Annotated in this window: 17 protein-coding genes and 1 riboswitch; of the genes, 10 read left to right on the top strand and 7 right to left on the bottom strand. The window is 44.8% G+C overall.

Annotated features, from left to right (window positions below; translation table 11 throughout):
• Positions 1 to 24: 24 nt before the first annotated feature.
• From ABEF84_RS01480 to coaE, 3 genes are read left to right on the top strand one after another with little or no spacing between them, the layout of a single operon-like run.
• The gene (locus tag ABEF84_RS01480) at positions 25 to 1,257 is read left to right on the top strand and encodes a type II secretion system F family protein (protein WP_034587521.1); all 1,233 of its coding nucleotides are present in this window, start codon (positions 25 to 27) and stop codon (positions 1,255 to 1,257) included.
• A 14-nt stretch (positions 1,258 to 1,271) separates the two neighbouring features.
• Entirely contained in the window at positions 1,272 to 2,129 is an 858-nt protein-coding gene (locus ABEF84_RS01475) for an A24 family peptidase (protein WP_034587523.1), read from the top strand.
• Positions 2,130 to 2,133: 4 nt separating this feature from the next.
• On the top strand, positions 2,134 to 2,733 hold the full coding sequence (gene coaE / locus ABEF84_RS01470; RefSeq protein WP_034587525.1) for a dephospho-CoA kinase: 600 nt from the start codon (positions 2,134 to 2,136) through the stop codon (positions 2,731 to 2,733).
• Positions 2,734 to 2,757: 24 nt separating this feature from the next.
• Here the strand turns inward: coaE and ABEF84_RS01465 are convergent, their stop codons facing one another.
• The 3 genes from ABEF84_RS01465 to ABEF84_RS01455 all read right to left on the bottom strand — a co-directional run bounded on the left by ABEF84_RS01465 (position 2,758) and on the right by ABEF84_RS01455 (position 4,937).
• A complete protein-coding gene (locus ABEF84_RS01465; protein WP_034587527.1) occupies positions 2,758 to 3,678 on the bottom strand; it encodes a DMT family transporter in 921 nt (306 codons plus the stop codon).
• Positions 3,679 to 3,711: 33 nt separating this feature from the next.
• Positions 3,712 to 4,461 (bottom strand): 23S rRNA (guanosine(2251)-2'-O)-methyltransferase RlmB, encoded by a 750-nt coding sequence (gene rlmB / locus ABEF84_RS01460; RefSeq protein WP_034587529.1) that lies wholly within the window; start codon positions 4,459 to 4,461, stop codon positions 3,712 to 3,714.
• 152 nt (positions 4,462 to 4,613) lie between these two features.
• On the bottom strand, positions 4,614 to 4,937 hold the full coding sequence (locus ABEF84_RS01455; protein ID WP_034587531.1) for a pyrimidine/purine nucleoside phosphorylase: 324 nt from the start codon (positions 4,935 to 4,937) through the stop codon (positions 4,614 to 4,616).
• Between the two features lie 413 nt (positions 4,938 to 5,350).
• Here ABEF84_RS01455 and recN point away from each other — a divergent pair, with 413 nt between their 5' ends.
• From recN to ruvX, 3 genes are all read left to right on the top strand, one after another.
• Positions 5,351 to 7,012, top strand: coding sequence for a DNA repair protein RecN (recN, locus tag ABEF84_RS01450; RefSeq protein WP_347473739.1), 1,662 nt, complete (start codon positions 5,351 to 5,353; stop codon positions 7,010 to 7,012).
• Positions 7,013 to 7,127: 115 nt separating this feature from the next.
• Positions 7,128 to 7,682, top strand: coding sequence for a YqgE/AlgH family protein (locus ABEF84_RS01445; RefSeq protein ID WP_347454521.1), 555 nt, complete (start codon positions 7,128 to 7,130; stop codon positions 7,680 to 7,682).
• Complete coding sequence (ruvX, locus tag ABEF84_RS01440; RefSeq protein ID WP_347473738.1) at positions 7,675 to 8,118, top strand: Holliday junction resolvase RuvX; 444 nt, start codon at positions 7,675 to 7,677, stop codon at positions 8,116 to 8,118. Before ABEF84_RS01445 ends, ruvX begins: the two co-directional genes overlap by 8 nt.
• Before the next feature lie 60 nt (positions 8,119 to 8,178).
• Here ruvX and ABEF84_RS01435 read toward each other — a convergent pair whose 3' ends face one another.
• A complete protein-coding gene (locus ABEF84_RS01435; protein WP_347473737.1) occupies positions 8,179 to 8,802 on the bottom strand; it encodes an alpha-ketoglutarate-dependent dioxygenase AlkB in 624 nt (207 codons plus the stop codon).
• Between the two features lie 151 nt (positions 8,803 to 8,953).
• Here ABEF84_RS01435 and ABEF84_RS01430 point away from each other — a divergent pair, with 151 nt between their 5' ends.
• Positions 8,954 to 10,756 carry an ABC transporter ATP-binding protein gene (locus ABEF84_RS01430; protein WP_347473736.1) on the top strand — a complete coding sequence of 601 codons (1,803 nt, stop codon included), beginning with the start codon at positions 8,954 to 8,956 and terminating at the stop codon, positions 10,754 to 10,756.
• 81 nt (positions 10,757 to 10,837) lie between these two features.
• Here the strand turns inward: ABEF84_RS01430 and ABEF84_RS01425 are convergent, their stop codons facing one another.
• From ABEF84_RS01425 to ABEF84_RS01415, 3 genes are all read right to left on the bottom strand, one after another.
• Positions 10,838 to 11,794, bottom strand: a complete 957-nt coding sequence (locus tag ABEF84_RS01425) for a hypothetical protein (protein WP_347473735.1) — start codon at positions 11,792 to 11,794, stop codon at positions 10,838 to 10,840.
• 1 nt (position 11,795) lies between these two features.
• Positions 11,796 to 12,929: a glycosyltransferase family 2 protein gene (locus ABEF84_RS01420; RefSeq protein WP_347454527.1), complete on the bottom strand. Its 1,134-nt coding sequence runs from the start codon at positions 12,927 to 12,929 to the stop codon at positions 11,796 to 11,798.
• A gap of 603 nt (positions 12,930 to 13,532) precedes the next feature.
• Positions 13,533 to 14,882 (bottom strand): TolC family outer membrane protein, encoded by a 1,350-nt coding sequence (locus ABEF84_RS01415; RefSeq protein ID WP_347454528.1) that lies wholly within the window; start codon positions 14,880 to 14,882, stop codon positions 13,533 to 13,535.
• A gap of 292 nt (positions 14,883 to 15,174) precedes the next feature.
• Here ABEF84_RS01415 and ABEF84_RS01410 point away from each other — a divergent pair, with 292 nt between their 5' ends.
• The 3 genes from ABEF84_RS01410 to ABEF84_RS01400 all read left to right on the top strand — a co-directional run bounded on the left by ABEF84_RS01410 (position 15,175) and on the right by ABEF84_RS01400 (position 19,121).
• Entirely contained in the window at positions 15,175 to 16,215 is a 1,041-nt protein-coding gene (locus ABEF84_RS01410) for a hypothetical protein (protein ID WP_347454529.1), read from the top strand.
• Between the two features lie 89 nt (positions 16,216 to 16,304).
• A riboswitch (TPP riboswitch) is annotated at positions 16,305 to 16,435 on the top strand.
• An 87-nt stretch (positions 16,436 to 16,522) separates the two neighbouring features.
• Positions 16,523 to 18,421, top strand: coding sequence for a phosphomethylpyrimidine synthase ThiC (gene thiC, locus ABEF84_RS01405; RefSeq protein ID WP_347453464.1), 1,899 nt, complete (start codon positions 16,523 to 16,525; stop codon positions 18,419 to 18,421).
• 76 nt (positions 18,422 to 18,497) lie between these two features.
• Positions 18,498 to 19,121, top strand: a complete 624-nt coding sequence (locus tag ABEF84_RS01400; RefSeq protein WP_347454114.1) for an NUDIX domain-containing protein — start codon at positions 18,498 to 18,500, stop codon at positions 19,119 to 19,121.

Raw genomic sequence — 19,121 nt, 5'->3', positions numbered from 1 at the left:
CTGATATAAAATAAGGATAAATGCATGGCTTCAGTGAAAAAAGGTCAGATGATGCCAACCTTCCTTTATGAAGGGGTAGACCGCAAAGGGGTTAAAATTAAAGGTGAAATGCCAGCACGCAACCTGGCCTTAGCCAAGGTGACACTGCGTAAGCAGGGCATTAGTATCAAGAGTATTCGAGAGAAAAAGAAGAATATTCTTGAAGGTTTAATGAAGAAACGAGTTACCACACTAGACATCACGATTTTTACCCGACAACTAGCAACCATGATGAAAGCAGGTGTACCTTTGGTACAGGGTTTTGAAATCGTCGCCGAGGGTCTAGAAAACCCTGCTATGCGCGAAGTAGTACTTGGCATTAAAGGTGAAGTTGAAGGGGGTAATACCTTTGCTGGCGCACTGCGTAAATACCCACAATATTTCGACAAACTGTTCTGTTCACTGGTGGAATCCGGTGAACAATCTGGTGCGCTGGAAACCATGCTAGATCGGGTAGCCCTATATAAAGAAAAAAGTGAGCTATTAAAACAGAAAATTAAAAAAGCGATGAAATACCCAATATCGGTAATCATTGTTGCAATTATTGTAACTATCATTCTGATGGTCAAAGTTGTTCCAGTTTTTGAAGAGCTGTTTGCTGGTTTCGGTGCTGACCTACCCGCTTTTACTAAGATGGTAGTAGCCATGTCTAAATGGATGCAAGCTTATTGGTTCCTTTTGATTATTTTTATCGGAATTGTGATTACAACTTTTCTAGAAGCCAAAAAACGCAGCAAAAAATTCCGTGATTTTCTCGATAAAACAGCTCTTAAAGCCCCCATTTTTGGCGATCTAGTTTATAAAGCAATTATTGCCCGTTATAGTCGCACCTTAGCAACGACTTTTGCTGCCGGTGTACCGCTCATTGATGCTTTAGAATCTACTGCAGGGGCTACCAATAACGTGGTCTATGAAGAAGCAGTGATGAAAATCCGTGAAGACGTTGCCACTGGTCAGCAACTGCAATTTGCGATGCGTGTCACCAATAAATTCCCATCGATGGCAGTACAGATGGTTGCCATTGGCGAAGAATCTGGTGCACTGGATGCCATGTTGGAGAAAGTGGCTACCCATTATGAAAATGAAGTCGATAATGCTGTCGATGGTTTAACATCAATGATGGAACCATTAATCATGTCTGTTTTAGGTATTTTAGTTGGTGGCTTAGTCATTGCGATGTATCTTCCTATTTTCCAAATGGGTTCTATTGTTGGATAAAAAGGCTACAATTCTTGAATAGTTTAATTGATTTTTTAATTCAAAACCCGACTGCGCTCTATATCGCAGTTGGGCTTTTTAGCCTCTGTATCGGCAGTTTTCTGAATGTAGTGATTTACCGCACGCCAAAAATGATGGAACAGGAATGGCGAACCGATTGCCAGCTGTTTTTACATCCAGATCAGCCGATCATTGATGAAAGCAAAATCACTCTAAGCAAACCAGCATCCACTTGTCCGAAATGCCAGACACCTATCCGCTGGTACCAGAATATTCCTGTGATCAGCTGGCTAGCTTTACGCGGAAAATGTGGCTCCTGCCATACTCAGATAAGTGCCCGTTATCCGTTTATTGAGATTCTGACAGCAGTATGTGCACTCATCATTTTGGCAGTCTTTGGCCCAACCGTACAGATGCTGTTTGGACTACTACTGACTTATGTGTTGATTGCATTAACCTTTATCGACTTCGATACACAGCTCCTACCAGATCGCTTTACCCTGCCACTCGCTGCACTGGGTCTAGGGATTAATAGCTACAGTATTTATACCTCACCCTCTTCAGCGATCTGGGGGTATATTATTGGTTTTCTGTGCCTTTGGCTCGTGTATTACCTGTTCAAGATCATTACAGGGAAAGAAGGTATGGGCTATGGTGACTTTAAGCTCTTGGCTGCGCTAGGTGCTTGGATGGGTCCACTGATGCTACCGCTGATCGTATTGCTATCCTCACTGGTCGGTGCCATTATCGGCATCATCCTATTAAAAGTCCGCAAGGAAAATCAGCCTTTTGCTTTTGGTCCCTATATCGCCATTGCCGGCTGGATTGCTTTCCTTTGGGGTGAACAGATCATGAAAGCATATTTGGGTTAATGAATTGAAATTTGTATTAGGTCTAACAGGGGGCATTGGCAGTGGTAAGTCTGCTGCCAGTGACTGGTTTGAACGCCGCGGCATTGTCGTGGTCGATGCCGATGTGGTGGCACGCGAAATCGTGGAAATCGGTCAGCAAGCCCTGTTGAAAATCAAAGAAACCTTCGGTGACTGGGTTTTGCATGAGGATGGCTCTCTGAATCGCCGTGCCCTCAGAGAACATATTTTCCAGTCTACAGAAGCACGTAAAACACTGGAAAATATTACCCACCCTGCCATTCGCCAGTCGATTATCCAACAATTAGAACAGGCACAGAGTCCTTATGTGATTCTGGTCTCTCCTCTGCTATTTGAAACCAACCAGCATGAACTGACCAATCACACCTTACTGATTGATGCCTCAGAAGAATTGCAAATTCACCGCGCCTCACAGCGTGATCATCAAACAGTTGAACAGATTAAGAAAATCATTGCTGCACAAATGCCTCGTGCCCAGAAACAGCAACTGGCTGATGATATTGTACTGAATGATGGCCATTTGGATCATTTATATGCCCATCTAGAAAAGTTACATGAGCAATATCTAAAACGAGCTCAAGCTTAAATAAAACATCCCTAAAAAAAGCAGTCATTTAGACTGCTTTTTTTGTTGTTCTAGCTGGACTGCCAAACTGTCCTTGTGCTGCAACCAGCGCCAAGGCTGTAAAGCCCCAATCGCCATGCCGATCAGGCCGCAAACAATCGCCAGACTTAAAGGTTCATCCAATAACGGTACCGCCAAAATTGCAGCGATAAACGGCGCAAGGGTCACGATACTGCCGGCCTTAAATGCCCCTAGACGCTTGATGGCTTCTACATAAGTCAGTGTCGCTACGATGACTACAAATACCCCATGAAACAGTACCTGAGAAGCCATTTGCCACGGTTCCGCTGCATCGAGACGTTTCGGGAAAAACAGCAAATATAGCGGCACATAGACAATCGCCGACCAGATCGCGACACTGGCCATGGAATGCCAGGCAGAGAGTTTCCATTGACGTAGCAATACAGTAAATACACCCCACCACATCGCACTGATAAAGAACAGCAAATCACCGAGACCTAAAGCTACACCGGATTCACGGAACATTAGCCAGCTCATCATACCAATCGCCAGCAGCATAATTGCCATACTAATCCAGGTATGTCTGTCAAAAGCCTGTTTAAATAGAACAAAAGCTGCCAGTGCCGTACACAATGGAATACAGCCATTCAGGAATACTGCTGCATGCGCTGCCGGAGCGTAATGAAAAGCCGTATAAGCGGTCAGGCAATACCCTACCCCACCAATCATGGCTAAAAGAAAGGATTCTTTACTCCATAAAAACGCTGTGTCTTTTTTATAAATCAGCACCGGCATCAAGATCAGAAAAGCCAACAGGAAGCGCAGTGCCACCAGATCCCAGGCACTAATCCCCCACTGGGCACTGAGGCGTGTGCTTAAGGTAAAGCCTCCCCAAATACACATGGTAATTAAAACAAAGGCATAACCTTGCGTTCGGGGAGACATAGACTTCTTCTTTCGTGATTGATCAATAAAAAATTAAGCTTGACGCTGACGGCAGGCCTCATACAAAGCCATACCCGTTGCCACGCTGACGTTCAGGCTTTGCAGGTTGCCTGACATTGGAATATAGACCGTCTGATCACACTGACTTTGGGTAATTGGACGCAGGCCGGTGTCTTCTGCACCCATCACCACACAAACCCCAGTCCCGGTAAAATCAAATTCCTGGATTGGTAACGCTTTCTCGTCCAGCATGGTACCTACGACACGGATATTAAATTCTTCGCGGATTTGTCCCAAGGTACGTGCCAGATTGGTCACTTGAATAAATTTAACCTTCTCTGCACCACCAGCCGCTACTTTACGTGCGGTCGGGGTCAGACTGGCAGAACGGTCTCGTGGCACAATCACCGCTACCACACCCATCGCTGCTGCAGTACGGATACAAGCGCCCAGGTTATGCGGATCCGTCACTTGATCCAGCGCCAGTAACAGTACTTGAGAATCCTGTTTTAACAGCTCTTCTAAATCTTTTTCATTCAAGGTTGGATGCGGACGCACCGCAGCGACTACGCCTTGGTGAAAAGGCAGACCTGCCAGTTTTTCCAGTTTATCCCGGCTGGCTTGTTGCACGCTGATGCCAAAAGGCTCTGCCAGTTCCAGTACACGCTTCAGGCGCTGATCATCACGGCCTTTTAGAGTAAAAAGCGTCAAGACACGCTCAGGCTCTAGCTCCAGCAATGATTCAACTGAATGCACGCCATAATAATACTCAGGTTTAGCCATGAACGACCTCGAAATAAATTGGGAAATTGCAGCAAAAGAAAAATCCTGCAAAGCCAGCTTCACAGGATTTTGATCATCAAACTAAGTTTAACCGATTCAGCAGAAAATTTCCTGATCAGCTTCAATCTAAGCAGATTGAATTAGATTTGCAATTAGCCTTCAAAATGGCAGACATAATCCAGCACATCATCAGTTTCAATTTTGAAACGGCTGTTGCCTGGTACATAAAAAGACTGACCGGCACGGAACAGTTCACTTTCTTCACTATCTGCGATTTGAACACGGCATTCACCAGAGATAATTTCCATACGCTCAGGCACATGTGTTTCAAATGTAAGTGGAGTTTCAGTCGGTAAAATTACCCCTAAGGTTTTCTTGGTACCATCTTCAAATTGCACTACATGGCTGATGCACAGACCGCCAAAATATACATTTGATTTCTTAAGTACTGAAACTTGGTCAAACTGAGCTGACATCCGTTTATCTCCAGAGCACGGGTTTTATAATATTCAATGGCTGTAGTTTAAATGTGCCTTTCTAACTAATCAATCAATGTTTACCTGACCTGACTGATATTTTTTTGTATATATTTTGCACCCCATAGATTCATAAATCCTTATAAAATAAACTGATGTAGTCACTACTAATATTCATTTTATTCTTTTCAGCACATTCCAATAAAACTAAAGTCGGATAATTTTCCCCTGCCACACCACATATTTAGAAATGGGAAAAATTCCGACTACAGCATACAAAAACTGCTTACCCTCTCCCGCATAATTTAAGATAGAATCAAAAGGCTTTATCCTGATTTATAATGATATTCATGATCTGCTCAATGCCAGATCAACCTGATTTCAATCAAACTTTTCGCAGCTTGGATGCGTTTATGCTGACACATTTAACTCTGATCAACTTTGCCTTAGCTGAACACCTCGCCATTGATATCCATCAAGGTTTTAATGTGCTGACGGGTGAAACCGGTGCAGGTAAATCACTCTTGCTGGACGCGCTTTCTGCCTGCCTAGGTGAACGAACTGATACCAATTATGTGCGTTATGGTGCAGAAAAGGCGGATGTGACAGCAACCTTTAGCTATCAGGACAACAGCCCGGAAGCTTTATGGCTCAAAGAACATGAGCTGGATGATGAATCCGGTGAAATCCATCTGCGCCGGGTGATTTTTGCCACGGGCCGTAGCAAGGCCTGGATCAATGGCCGTCCAAGCAGCCTGTCAGAACTGAAAGAAATTGGTCGCCTGCTGGTGCAGCTGTATAGTCAGCACAGTCAGCAACAATTACTGGAACCGCCTTATCCAAAACGCTGGTTGGATCGTTACTACAACTTTCATGAACCGGCTCAAGCCGTACGGGATGCCTATAGCACCTGGCACAAAAATATCCGCCAGCATCAGGCAGCACTGGATGCCCAAGCGACCCGTAAGCAGCGCATTGAAACCCTTGAGCTACAGCTTGAAGAGTTGGAAGATATTATCCAGATTGATTATCAGGAAATTGAACAGGAATTTGATCGACTCTCTCATCATGAAACTATCATGCAGGACTGTGCCTATAGCCTGAATGGTCTTGATGAAGCGGAACAGAATATCAATCAGGAACTGTCCTCCATTTTGCGCCGGATTGAATCGCATGCTGGACGTAGTGAGCAGCTATCGGAAATTTACAATTCCCTGCTGAATGCACAAAGTGAAATTGAAGATGCGACGGCGAATTTACGTCATTTCATGGATCGCCAGAGCTTTGATCCGGAACGCATGGAAGAGCTGAATTCACAGCTGGAAGTATTGCATCGTTTAGCTCGTAAATACCGTACCCAGCCAGAACTACTGAAAGAAGAATATGAAGCCTGGCAGACCGAACTGGATCAGCTACATCAGCTGGAAGATCCGGAAACGCTGGCTGAACAGGTGGAACTGTCTTATCAAGACTTCATTGCCAAGGCAGAACATCTGGATCAGATCCGTCGTGAAGCCGCTGAACCTTTGGCAAAACAGTTAACCGAACAGGTGAAACAGCTGGCGCTGCCAGAAGCCTATTTTGAATTTAAATTTGAAGCTTTGGATGAACCAGGTAGCGAAGGTCTTAGCTTTATCCAGTTACTGTTTACTGCGAATAAAGGCATTCCGGCACAGCCGCTGGCCCGCGTCGCTTCAGGTGGTGAACTGTCACGTATCGCGCTGGTGATGCAAGTCATGAATGCCGAAAAGACCGAAGCCGAGGTGCTGGTCTTTGACGAAATTGATGTCGGGATCAGTGGTGGCACGGCAGAAATTGTCGGTCGTCTGCTGGCGGATCTGGCGCAGCATGTACAGATTCTGTGTATTACCCACCAGGCACAAGTGGCAGCACAGTCTGATCAGCATCTACTGGTGAAAAAACAACAAACTAATCCAGCCAGCAGCACCATTATTGATTTAGAAGAAGATGAGCGCATTCAAGAACTTGCCCGCATGACTGGCGGTATAGAAATTAATGAAACCACCTTGCAACATGCACGGCAGTTACGTCATCTTAAGTTTCAGCATGTTTAAAAATCTTACAATGGTCACAAAAAACTGTTGGTGAATTGGCAAAGCTCTAGTAATTTAAAAGTATAGATCACACGATTTCTTTGCCAAGAAATTGATTTTAAGGAGAAGCTTTTCGGTGACCAAACAATATCTGACACACCGTTGTCTGATTGCTCCACCAGAAATGCGTGACGATTTTTTTGCCCATACGGTCATTTATCTCGCACGACATGATGAAGATGGCGCACAAGGCATCATTATCAATCGACCTGCCGGTATTCAGATTAAAGAACTACTGAATGACCTGGAGATCGAAGCCGATAATGTTAAGCCACATGAAGTATTACAGGGTGGCCCTTTGCGACCTGAAGCCGGCTTTGTCCTGCATACCGGCCAACCGACCTGGCATTCTTCCATTGCAGTCGGTGAAAATGTCTGCATCACCACTTCCAAAGATATTCTGGATGCCATTGCGCATAATGAAGGTGTCGGACGCTATCAAATAGCTCTCGGCTATGCCAGCTGGACTAAAGGTCAGCTGGAACAGGAAATTGCCAAAGGTGACTGGCTGATCTGTGACGCGGATATGGACCTGATTTTTAACTTGCCTTATGACGACCGTTGGGATGCTGCCTATAAAAAAATGGGCCTGGATCGCAACTGGTTATCTTCTGAGATTGGACATGCCTGATCTGAATGCGCCACATATGATTATGGCATTTGACTTTGGTACACAAAAAATGGGCATGGCGGTGGGACAATCGCTGATTGAAAGTGCCAATCCGCTTGCCCTGTTCCCGATGAAAGACGGCATTCCCAACTGGGACGCTTTGCTGAAAATCGTGAAACAATATCAACCGACCTTATTTTTAGTCGGTTTACCGTTAAACATGGATGAAACCGAATCGGAGCTTTCAGCCCGTGCGCGCAAGTTTGCCCGTCGCCTTCGCCATCAGACCAACATTGAAACTCTCATGGTGGATGAACGCCTGACTACCCGCGAAGCTCGCGATGAGCTGGAACATTACCAGACCGAAGGTCGTGGCAAAAAACTCGCTGCGGACAGCGTTGCCGCTGCCCTGTTTATTGAAAGCTGGTACCGCCATCCTGTCGGTGTGAATCCTTAACATCCAAAGCATCCATCTGGATGCTTTTTTTATGATCTTTTAAAAACCGAATTTCAGTTTTTAATTTTTAGGAAAGAAATAGCGAAAGGTCAAATTAATTCGAGGCGTCAAGACTTTGCTGGTTTTGCTGATCTGATGTTTCCAGTACTGTTGAGTTTTCCCACGCATGACAATCAACTGACCACTCTGTAATATCAGCTCAACCACTTCACTGGTCTGATTATGCCTGAAACGCATTTTGCGAGTCGCACCAAAACTTAAGGATGCAATCACGGTTTCACGCTGTGTCGAAACCAAGCTGGTTTCATTGTCACTATGCCAGCCCATACCCTGCTGACCATGTTCATACAAATTCGCCAGACAGGAATTAAACGGATGCCCAACCCGCTGCTCAATATGCTGCTTTAATCGAAATAGAGCCGGTTTCCAAACATGGGCTTTCTTGAGACTACCCGAATAACGGTATTGGTAATTTTCATCGCCATACCAGGCAATTTTCCGCTCTGTGAGATAATGTTTGCCAAATAGGAATACTTCATCCTGCTCCCAAAGCAGATGCCGTAGAAAATACTGCAAATATTTCTGGCTCTGTTCCCCAGTCAAAATCAGGCCATAATCTTCGACGATTCCATCATAAGGCAATAAATTCGACTGTGGCTCAGGGGCAAATAAATCCAGTGTCATCACAGCATATTTCTTAAAAGATATTTTTATCCTGTCAGTTTCAACAGATTCAGACAACCACTACCTAACAAATCAATACAAATCATATTCTTGTGAACAATGCTATGAGCGCCTACACTTGATTTAACTTTCACTATAAAAATAATGCTGCATGGATCTTTGGCAACTGTTTCAAAAGCTGCGTCCCTTTGTCCGGCCCTATCGGCTGCTGGTCATCGCCACATTGATTCTGACCTTGGTCGGTTCCTTTGCCGCGCAGGTGAATGCGCTGACCCTGCAATATGCGGTCGATAGTATTAATGCCTTACTGGAACAAGGTCTTGGCTTAAGTGAAGGCTGGCATATCCTGATTACCATTTCCGCTATTTTACTGACTAAGGAAGTAATCAATGCACTGGTGCAGTTTGGGCAGAAATTCTATGGTGAAAAGCTGCGGATTTTTGTATCGCAGGATCTGGCACAGGGCATTATTGAAAAGTTCCTGACTTATCGTCTGGCTTTTTTCAATCAGGACAATAACCAGGCCGGCAAACTGCAAACCCGGATCGACCGTGGTATTGGTTCACTGACGCGATTAGTACAGATTTTCTTTATCGACATTTTGCCTTTATTTACCAGTGCCATTGTTGCACTGGGGCTAATGTACTACGCCAATATCTATGTCGGTCTGGTAGCGACGGCGATTGTACCAATCTATTTCTGGTTAACCTATAAACAGGCCCAGAAACTCGGTGGCTGGCGCCGCAGCCTGCGTGACGGACGGGAAAAGAAAAGCCAGGGTATTTTAGGCATTATCAATTCGATTACCGTAATTAAATCCTTTAACCGGGAATCGATTGAGGCAGACAAGCAGCTAACGCTGCAACGCGAACTGACCGACAATCAGATGAAAACCCGGCAGACCAGCTTCCTGTTTGATGGCCTGAAAACTTTTATTGAACAGATCGGGATTGTGCTGATTATTATCCTGACTGCCTATTTCGTACTGGCCGGCCAGATGAGTATCGGCATGATCATGTACCACGTACTGCTGTTTAATAATGTTTCAGCACCGATCCGCTCCCTGCACCGGATTTATGATGAAGTGAACGATGCCATGATCTATTCAGAAAGCTTCTTCAATATTTTGGAAGCCGATCATGAAATCGAATCCAGCGGCAAGCAAAAACCGTCAATTCAGGGTAAGTTCGAACTCAAGCATGTGGATTTCTATTATCCGAATGGCCATCATGCGCTGAAAGATATCAATATGGAAATCCGCCCCAATAAGATCACCGCTTTGGTTGGTTTATCTGGTGCAGGAAAATCAACCCTAATCAGTTTACTGGACAAGTTTTATGAACCACAGCATGGTCATATCACTTTAGATGGAATTGATCTGCAGGATTTTGATACCCAATATTTACGTGACCATATTGGCTTGGTTCTCCAGAAAAATCACATCTTCCAGGGCACAATTTTTGACAATATCCGTTATGGCAAGACCACAGCCAGTCTGGAAGATGTAATGGAAGCAGCCAAGAAAGCCTCGATTCATGAGCAGATTATGCAATTGCCGCAGGGTTATGACTCCGATGCCTTGCAACTTTCTGGCGGACAGCAACAACGTATTGCCCTTGCACGAATGTTCCTTAAAAACCCACCGATTATCTTCCTGGACGAACCAACGGCGAGTCTGGATGCTATTGCCGCGGAACAGATCAAACAAAGTCTGGATCAAATCAAACAAGGCCGTACCGTGATTATCATTTCCCATAGCCTGTCGCAGATTATTGATGCCGATTACACCTATGTTATGAAAGAAGGCGCGATTGCTGAACATGGCGAACATGACGCCCTGTATCATCAGGACGGCGTATATAAGGAAATCTTTGATGCGATGGCGAAGAGCCTGAATATTGAGAAAATTGCCAAGACCTTTGAGGATGATGCGGAGGAGGAGACGCATAGTTAGCATGATCTGCTAATTTTTCGCATCAAGAATTTGCAAAAATAAAGCGGCCTTTTAGACCGCTTTATTATATAGATGTTAATTCTAAAACTGCATTATCCACTCACCGCGAACATAACTATAGTCATAATCTGGCCCATAGTAGGATGCACTTCGATTATAGCCAGCATTCATCCGTAAAAATTTTGAGTCACGAACGGGACTTTGCAGATTAAGCTCAAACAATCGAGTCGCTTGACTTGACATGTCATTAATTTTTTCACGCCCCACCCCAGCTGTCAGGCCGGCTGTCCACCCTGAAAATCTTTGACGCCAACCCACGGCAAGCATGGATTCTTGATAATCTTCCGGGTTGAAATACTGGTGGCCGACATCTTCCTCAGTGCTATGGTACATGCGGTAACGAGCCTGCAGTGTTAGCCCCAAATCCAGTGAAGGCTGATAAATCAGTTTTAAGCGGCCATGATCACGGCGGTTATCATCGGAAAAAAACTGCGAACCTGCTACACCAACGACAGTCACATGCTCACCTAAGCCCTGATCTACAGCCAAACCAGCAAAGGTAAAATGGGTTCCATTTTCTAAAGCAGGTCGAGTTTCTACCCAATCCCGATTCGCAAAAACTTCTAGTGCTGTTTTTTCAGCAACAGGTGTGCGGTAACTTCCATCAAAAGTGAATAATGTATGGTCGTTCTGCTGAAAGACACCCGCTTCCATCGCCCAACCATTGGCTGTGGCGGTATCAATTTTACGTCCGATAAAAGCGACCTTTTGTCCATCTGCATGCCAATCATTTGCTTTATAACGATAAGCACTTGCGCGCAGACCTAAATAATGATCCGCATCGTCATATTTTGGGAGAAATTCTGCGGATAATTTACCAGTCTGAAAATCTTCACTATCTTCACTGAAAAAGAACTCCGCACCGGCAGCATATTCATTTTGCTCTTGCTCAGCTGTATAGTTCTTTGCCCAGCTCGGACTTGTCATCGAGATAATCAAAGGAACAAAAATAGATAAACTGATTTGATGGCTTGTCATGTTATTTTGTTCCCCATGTTTTTCGTGTTCTCAACACTTCATCCAGATAACCCAGGATACTGGCGGGCTGCAATACAAAACTATAAGCCAGTACATAGAATAAAAAACCACTAAAGTTTTTACGTACTTTCAGCTCCAGATCATTAAACATGCTACGCTCAATGCTGTAATTTAGGAGTCCGAGTAAAAATGCCATCGGTAACAATACCAGCGTCATGATGCCGACAATCCAGTAATGCCCAAAACATGCCAAGATAACCCCAGGAATAAAGCCAAAGGTAAAGGCAATGTCTAACCACGGGAAAAACAGGTTCCAGTGAATAAAAAATGTCGATAACCTTGGCTTGATCAAAATTGTAGGATGCTTAATAAAAGCTTCAATCATGCCGCGTGCCCAGCGCTGACGCTGTTTTACAAAAACTTTTAATGTGGTCGGGGCATTAGTAAACAGACAGGCATCTTCACAATGTCCAACCCGATAGCCTGCTTTTAATAGAGCCCAGGTTAAGACAATATCTTCACCCACACACTCAGGCCATCCCCCCACTTCAATCAAGGCATTACGATCATAAATCGAGAATGCACCTTGAGCGACCAAAGTTCCTTGATATAAGGATTGCATACGCTTGGTGGCGGCAATACCGAGAAAATAGTCCCATTCCTGGATTTTAGTTAGCAAATTCTCACGAGAATTACGCACCAGAATTTTACCTGCCACCGCACGGGTATTCGGTGGATCCGCCTTATAGCGTTCAACAATATTGATCAAGGCTACACGGTGTAAATAAGAATCCGCATCCACGGTAATAATCAAATCATGTTTCGCCAGCTTCAAACCTTGATTTAATGCATTGGCTTTACCTGCATTTTTCTTTAAATCCAGCAAGGTTAACCATGGATATCTTTCTTGAGCCTTTCGGACAATGTCAGCAGTATTATCTTGAGAGCCATCATTAATAACAATTACTTGTAGTGGGCCTGGATACTTTTGCAAGCCAATACTCACCAGCGTATCTTCAATTGAAGCGGCCTCATTATAAGCAGCGACCAGCATGCTAATCCCAGGATAAGTAGCCAAAGGTTCCCGCTTAGGTCTTCGATCCATCATCAGGCTTAAGGCTGCAAATGAATTCATGAATCCAGGGATAATCGCGATCCCATAAATCAGAAATATTGCCCAAAATTTACCAATATAAGCACTCAGGTCATGCATCCAGTTTTGGGCGATCCATATTGAAAATACCATCCAAAAAAAGGCGCCGATGAAAGCTGCGACGAACTTAAACTGTACAGAGAAGTAAATTCGGGAAGCTTCTCGTTTACTTTCGTCAATAAGCATAGATTTACTCTTCAAGATGTCATGATTTACTAAAAACTTGGCTGGCAATCTTCAATAAATTTAAACAAAAGAAGAAAATTAATGAGCTTTTTCTTATAAATTAACGATTAAAAACATCGCCATTAAAAATCAAAGTCATTTTTACTCTTGGATTGGAGATTGTCTGCTATTTATACGATTATATATAATTTTGTATGATTTTTGATAACAAATTCTAATTATTTGTGACTCAGTTATCCTTTTTATAATTTTAAAATCTTTTCCCTTCCGGTCTTATAACTCTACTTTTATAGGAAATACAAAATGATCTACGTTAATTTTTAATTTAATTTTATCTTAATTTAAAAAAATAAAAGCCTGCTAAAAGCAGGCTTTTTAATCAACAGTTAAACTGCAAATTTAGTTATGACTATACTCCATCAACCAGGCATTCATTTCTGCCAGTTGCTGCTCATTTAGCTGTCCTACGGAAGCCTGCAGCTGCAAAACATGAATCAGATAATCATATTTAGCATTCAGATAATCGGTCTTGGCGGAAAAGGCATTACGCTGTGCCAGTAGCACATCCACCATAGTTTTCAAGCCTTCCTGATATTGTGCCCGTGAAGCTTGAGACACAATTTCTGCTGACTCCATTGCAGCCTTGCGTGCCTTTAGCTTGGCCTCATCGGTTTCCACCTGTAGATAAGACTGTTTGACATCGGTATTGGCCTTGCGGATCGCGGCATCCAGCTGGGCTTCGCTACGTTGTACTTGCACTCCAGCCTTTTGAATATTCTTGCTGGTTCGACCGCCGGTAAACAGGTTCCAGTTCATCTCCACCCCAACCTGATCAAAATCGCCATTGGAGGACAATACAGTTTCAGGCGTTTGTTTTAGATAGCCATAAGTCGCTACGGCCTCAACCTGCGGATAGCGGGCAGCTTCTTCAACCCTTTTGGCATCTTCAGAATAGCGTTTTTGCAGGCGTGCCTGCAGGATTTCTAGATTCTGGCTTTGCGCCAGTTCAGTCCAGGACTGGATATTGGCCGGCAATGGTTTCTGGAACTGGAAATCATCGCGTAGCACGGCCAGATTGTCCTGATACGGTCCGATCAACTGAGCCAGCTGTTCTTGAGCTAGAACCAACTGAACTTGAGTAGCAATACGATTGGCCTGTGCACTTTGATACTGGGCATTGGCTTCACTGACATCACTGCGCGCCACCAGTCCTTCTTTCAGTTTAGCATTCATCATACGCAGCTGCTCTGCCAGTGCCTGTTCTTCCTGCAAATAGGCACCCGTTAGGGATTGCTGACGTAGCACATTAAAATAAGCTTCTGCCACCTGCAAGATATGTTGCTGTTTCTGCAAACGCAGATTGACTTCACTGAGTTCGACCGAAGTCTGGACCTGCTTGTAACCCTGCCAGGCATCCCAGCGGAATAAAGGCTGCCGTGCAGTTAAGGCAATCTGTCGGGTCGTAGTACTCGAACCCTGCAATTCGCCAAAGTCAGCTGGCAAGCCTTCGAGCTGGGAACTATCACTAGACTGATTTTTTCGGGTCACATTACCAGATAAAGTCACGGTCGGGAGCAGATTCCCTGTGGCAATCCCCAGATTCAGCTGATCAGCTTGGTACTGTAGTACATTTGCTTGCCAGTTAGGATCATTCTGTTTGGCACGTTCATAGGCATCGACCAGATCCAGCGCAAACACCGTAGAACTGCTGCACAGCAGGCTGACACTGAGGATGAATTTTCTCTTCATTTATAATGTGAATCCCTAACTACGGCATGGCCCTAAATCAGCGAAGATCGCCAAATGTTTGAATTTTAAAGTGATACAAATATTACTAGGATATTCCTAAACTTACGTATGACTTTTATTAATTTATTGCATACGAATCGGTGAATTTATCCTATATTGATTCATATTTTTCTGTCTTTCACAACAGCTTAACAAACAGATTCACAATACTAAACAGTCTCTTTGCTGCAGATGTATACAATAGGCTCAATCCTGCTGTCATTCATCATCTAGATCAGAGCCTCGAATCCTAGTGTCTACACGTTTGTCTTCAATCTTGGCCTCTTGCTGCATCGTTTTGTTGCTGTGGTTGCTGTTCGCCTGTCAGCAACCTACCGAACCACAGGTCAAGATTGAGACAGCAGAAACAAGTGTCCAGAAAAATACCTCTGCTGAAGATTTTAGCCTGATGTGCCAGAACATCGAAAAACAGATGGCGGAAATCAATGATCAACGTACTACTTTTGCACTGGAACAGATCAACCAGAACCTGAAAGTCTGTCTGCCCCTGCTCGATCATCAGCAGCAGAAAAATCTGATGAAACATGCCAATCAGATGTATGAGCGTTTTCTAAAAGTAGAGCGCACCCCAGCCCAACAACACGCCTTCGAGCAATATGCGCTGGAAATGGCTCAGCATCCGACCATTCAGCAAAGCCATTATGCAGAACTCACTGCACGAGATCAGTATCTGCTGAAACACAAAGGACAAGCCTATGTCGAGCTGATTGATCTGGGGGAAAACCAGCTGAATTACCGTCGCAGTCCGGAATATCTGGCACGAGTGTTTGCGCCTTATTTGCCTGAAGCGGAAAAAGTCTTTATTGAAACCCTGGCACAGCAAAATCAGGAACCGGTCTTTAATCAGGAGCGTCTGCTAATCGAACCGGCTGAAATCGCGGCACGGATTATGGTCTGGGAAGATTATCTGGAACGCTATCCAAAAAGCATTTACCGTAAGGATGCTGAACATTTGCTACAGCAATATAGCTATTTCCTGTTTCACGGCTTGGAGCAAAAGCCCATTTCCCAGGATTATCGAGACCGCTATGCTGTAGATAGCCAGTATCGGGAAACCATAGTTGGCCTATCCAAAGGCAATGAAGGTGGCATCAGTAGCCAGGCCCAGCGCTTCTTGGAATTTCTGGATATGGATGAAGAGCAGCGCAGACAGACTATTCCAAAAGAATTACGCAATAGTCCAGTTTGGGAGCAGATTGCAGCTTATGCTGACATTCCAGTGCCCGATCCCAACTACAAGAAAAACTGTTTTAAAGATGCCATTTGCATCTAACTCCTGCTGACGCAAATCATCATTACAATAATTCTGTAAAAGAACGCCCAATCCGTCTACTTTTTAGTCCTGAACTCGGCTATGATCTGCCTAGCTTGACGGAGCGCGAGTAATAGCTCGCTGAGATCACCAAAATAATGCTGCATAGCACAATTTGATGGTGAGTACCGTTGAACCTGATCAGGTTAAGACCTGCGTAGGAATCAAGCATGTAAAAACCCTAGCCTCCTTTTATCCATTCAGGATAAAACCGCCCGCGTTTTTGGTCGTGCTTGATTCGTTGATGTCATTCATAAGGATCATTGCCATGAACCAGTTAACGAATCTCTCAAGTTCCACTTCTGCCGACGCTCATCACGAGCAGGAAGCCCGAGATCTGACCCGTATTTTGCCTGCTTCACGCAAAGTCTATATCCAGGGTTCACGCCCGGACATTCAGGTACCGATGCGTGAAATCTCCCTGACCGATACCCCAACGGGCCTCGGTGGTGAAAAAAATCTGCCCTTGATGGTTTATGATACTTCCGGTGTTTATACTGATCCTGAAGTCAGCATTGACCTGAATAAAGGCTTGCCCTCTGTACGTGACAACTGGATTGAAGAACGTGGTGATACTGAAATCTTAGAAGATTTGAGTTCCGAATTCGGCCGTCAACGTCTGCGTGATATCCGGACAGCCAATATCCGCTTCGCGCATATCCAGAAACCGCGCAAAGCCAAACGTGGCCACAATGTGACCCAGATGCACTATGCCAAACAGGGTATTATCACCCCTGAAATGGAATACATTGCCATTCGTGAAAACCTGCGCCAGCGTGAAGGTGTCGATATGCGTCAGCATGCCGGGCAGAATTTTGGTGCACAGAATTTAAGAGAAATTACCCCGGAATTTGTCCGCCAAGAAGTTGCAGCCGGTCGTGCCATTATTCCAGCCAATATCAACCACCCGGAATGTGAGCCGATGATTATCGGCCGTAACTTCCTGGTCAAAATCAATGCCAATATCGGCAACTCGGCACTCGGCTCAAGCATCGAAGAAGAAGTATCCAAAATGACTTGGGCGACCCGCTGGGGTGCTGACACGATTATGGATCTGTCGACTGGTCAGAACATTCATGAAACCCGTGAATGGATTATCCGTAATTCACCGGTGCCAATCGGTACAGTACCGATTTATCAGGCACTGGAAAAAGTCAACGGCGTAGCTGAAGACCTGACCTGGGAAATCTTTAAAGACACCCTAATTGAGCAGGCGGAACAGGGCGTAGACTATTTCACCATTCATGCTGGTGTGCTGTTACGTTATGTTCCACTCACCGCCAACCGTTTGACTGGAATTGTCTCTCGGGGTGGTTCGATCATGGCGCAATGGTGTCTGGCGCATCATCAGGAAAACTTCCTGTATACCCATTTTGATGAAATCTGTGAAATCATGAAAGCCTATGACGTGTCCTTCAGTCTGGGTGATGGTCTGCGTCCGGGCTGTATTCAGGATGCCAACGATGAAGCACAATTTTCGGAACTGCGTACTTTGGGTGAACTAACTCATCGTGCTTGGGAACATGATGTACAGGTGATGATTGAAGGTCCGGGCCATGTACCAATGCACATGATCAAGGAAAATATGGACCTGCAGCTGGAAGTGTGTAAGGAAGCACCGTTCTATACTTTAGGGCCGCTAACCACCGATATTTCACCGGGTTATGACCATATTACCTCTGCGATTGGCGCAGCCATGATTGGCTGGTATGGCACGGCGATGCTGTGTTATGTGACCCCAAAAGAACATCTAGGCTTACCAAACAAGAAAGACGTCAAAGACGGTATCATCACCTACAAGATTGCTGCGCATGCGGCCGATCTGGCTAAAGGCCATCCGGGTGCACAGGCACGTGACAATGCGCTGTCCAAAGCCCGTTTTGAATTCCGTTGGGAAGATCAGTTTAATCTGAGCCTGGATCCGGATACTGCACGCAGCATGCATGATGAAACCATGCCGAAAGAAGCACACAAGTCTGCCCACTTCTGCTCAATGTGCGGTCCAAAATTCTGCTCAATGAAAATCACCCAGAATGTGCGGGATTATGCGAATAATCAGAAAAACGCAGAACAGGTAGCAGAGACCAATCCAGAGGTTGAAGCAGGTCTGGAAAGCATGAAAACCACCTTCCAAGAAACCGGTCGGAAACTATACCATAAAGTCTAATTCCCACTGAAAATCAGTTGTTTTTGACAAAAACTCAGATAGGATGAAACACATGTTTTCATCCTTTTCTGATTTTATGAAGATTATTCAGCAAGCGTCCTATAACAATAAAGATGTTGAGATTCAACAACGCGAATATCTCTATCAGGGATTTTTAAAAGTAGAAAAAGTCCAGGTGAGCCATCGCCTGTTTGACAGCAATGAATATATTCCACCGATCCAGCGGGAACTGATTGAACGTCGCCCGGCCGCTGGTGTCCTACTGTATAACGACCAGCAACAAAAATTCGCCTTGATTGAACAGTTCCGTATTGGGGCGCTGAATGACTCGGATTCGCCTTGGCAACTGGAAATTATTGCCGGTGTGCTCGATGGCGATGAATCGCCAGAGGACTGTATCCGCCGTGAAGCACTAGAAGAATCGGGTTGTGAATTGAAAGATTTGCAATTCCTTTATAGCTTCTATCCATCTGCGGGTGCCTGTTCGGAAATTTTTCATCTGTTTGTTGCTCAAGCGGACTTACCGGAACAGGGTGGCGTGCATGGTATGCCGGAGGAAGGGGAAAATATCCAGCTGCATGTGTTTGATTATGCAAACCTTCCAGAACTATTCCGGAATCAACGCCTGAAAAATGCTCCGGTGATTATGGCCCTGCAATGGCTGCAACAGCATATTGCAGCAACAGCTTCCAAGGAGTAG

It is taken from the genome of Acinetobacter sp. ANC 7912 (assembly GCF_039862785.1).
In the GTDB taxonomy this organism is placed as follows: Bacteria; Pseudomonadota; Gammaproteobacteria; order Pseudomonadales; family Moraxellaceae; genus Acinetobacter; species Acinetobacter thermotolerans.
This window is presented reverse-complemented; position numbering and strand designations above follow the sequence as displayed.

Excerpts from the sequence above, each read along its gene's own strand:
- ABEF84_RS01480 (WP_034587521.1), top strand. The coding sequence starts at position 25 with ATGGCTTCAGTGAAAAAAGGTCAGATGATGCCAACCTTCCTTTATGAA.
- ABEF84_RS01465 (WP_034587527.1), bottom strand. The coding sequence starts at position 3,678 with ATGTCTCCCCGAACGCAAGGTTATGCCTTTGTTTTAATTACCATGTGT.
- rlmB (WP_034587529.1), bottom strand. The coding sequence starts at position 4,461 with ATGGCTAAACCTGAGTATTATTATGGCGTGCATTCAGTTGAATCATTG.
- ABEF84_RS01455 (WP_034587531.1), bottom strand. The coding sequence starts at position 4,937 with ATGTCAGCTCAGTTTGACCAAGTTTCAGTACTTAAGAAATCAAATGTA.
- recN (WP_347473739.1), top strand. The coding sequence starts at position 5,351 with ATGCTGACACATTTAACTCTGATCAACTTTGCCTTAGCTGAACACCTC.
- ruvX (WP_347473738.1), top strand. The coding sequence starts at position 7,675 with ATGCCTGATCTGAATGCGCCACATATGATTATGGCATTTGACTTTGGT.
- ABEF84_RS01435 (WP_347473737.1), bottom strand. The coding sequence starts at position 8,802 with ATGACACTGGATTTATTTGCCCCTGAGCCACAGTCGAATTTATTGCCT.
- ABEF84_RS01430 (WP_347473736.1), top strand. The coding sequence starts at position 8,954 with ATGGATCTTTGGCAACTGTTTCAAAAGCTGCGTCCCTTTGTCCGGCCC.
- ABEF84_RS01425 (WP_347473735.1), bottom strand. The coding sequence starts at position 11,794 with ATGACAAGCCATCAAATCAGTTTATCTATTTTTGTTCCTTTGATTATC.
- ABEF84_RS01420 (WP_347454527.1), bottom strand. The coding sequence starts at position 12,929 with ATGAATTCATTTGCAGCCTTAAGCCTGATGATGGATCGAAGACCTAAG.
- ABEF84_RS01415 (WP_347454528.1), bottom strand. The coding sequence starts at position 14,882 with ATGAAGAGAAAATTCATCCTCAGTGTCAGCCTGCTGTGCAGCAGTTCT.
- thiC (WP_347453464.1), top strand. The coding sequence starts at position 16,523 with ATGAACCAGTTAACGAATCTCTCAAGTTCCACTTCTGCCGACGCTCAT.
- ABEF84_RS01400 (WP_347454114.1), top strand. The coding sequence starts at position 18,498 with ATGAAGATTATTCAGCAAGCGTCCTATAACAATAAAGATGTTGAGATT.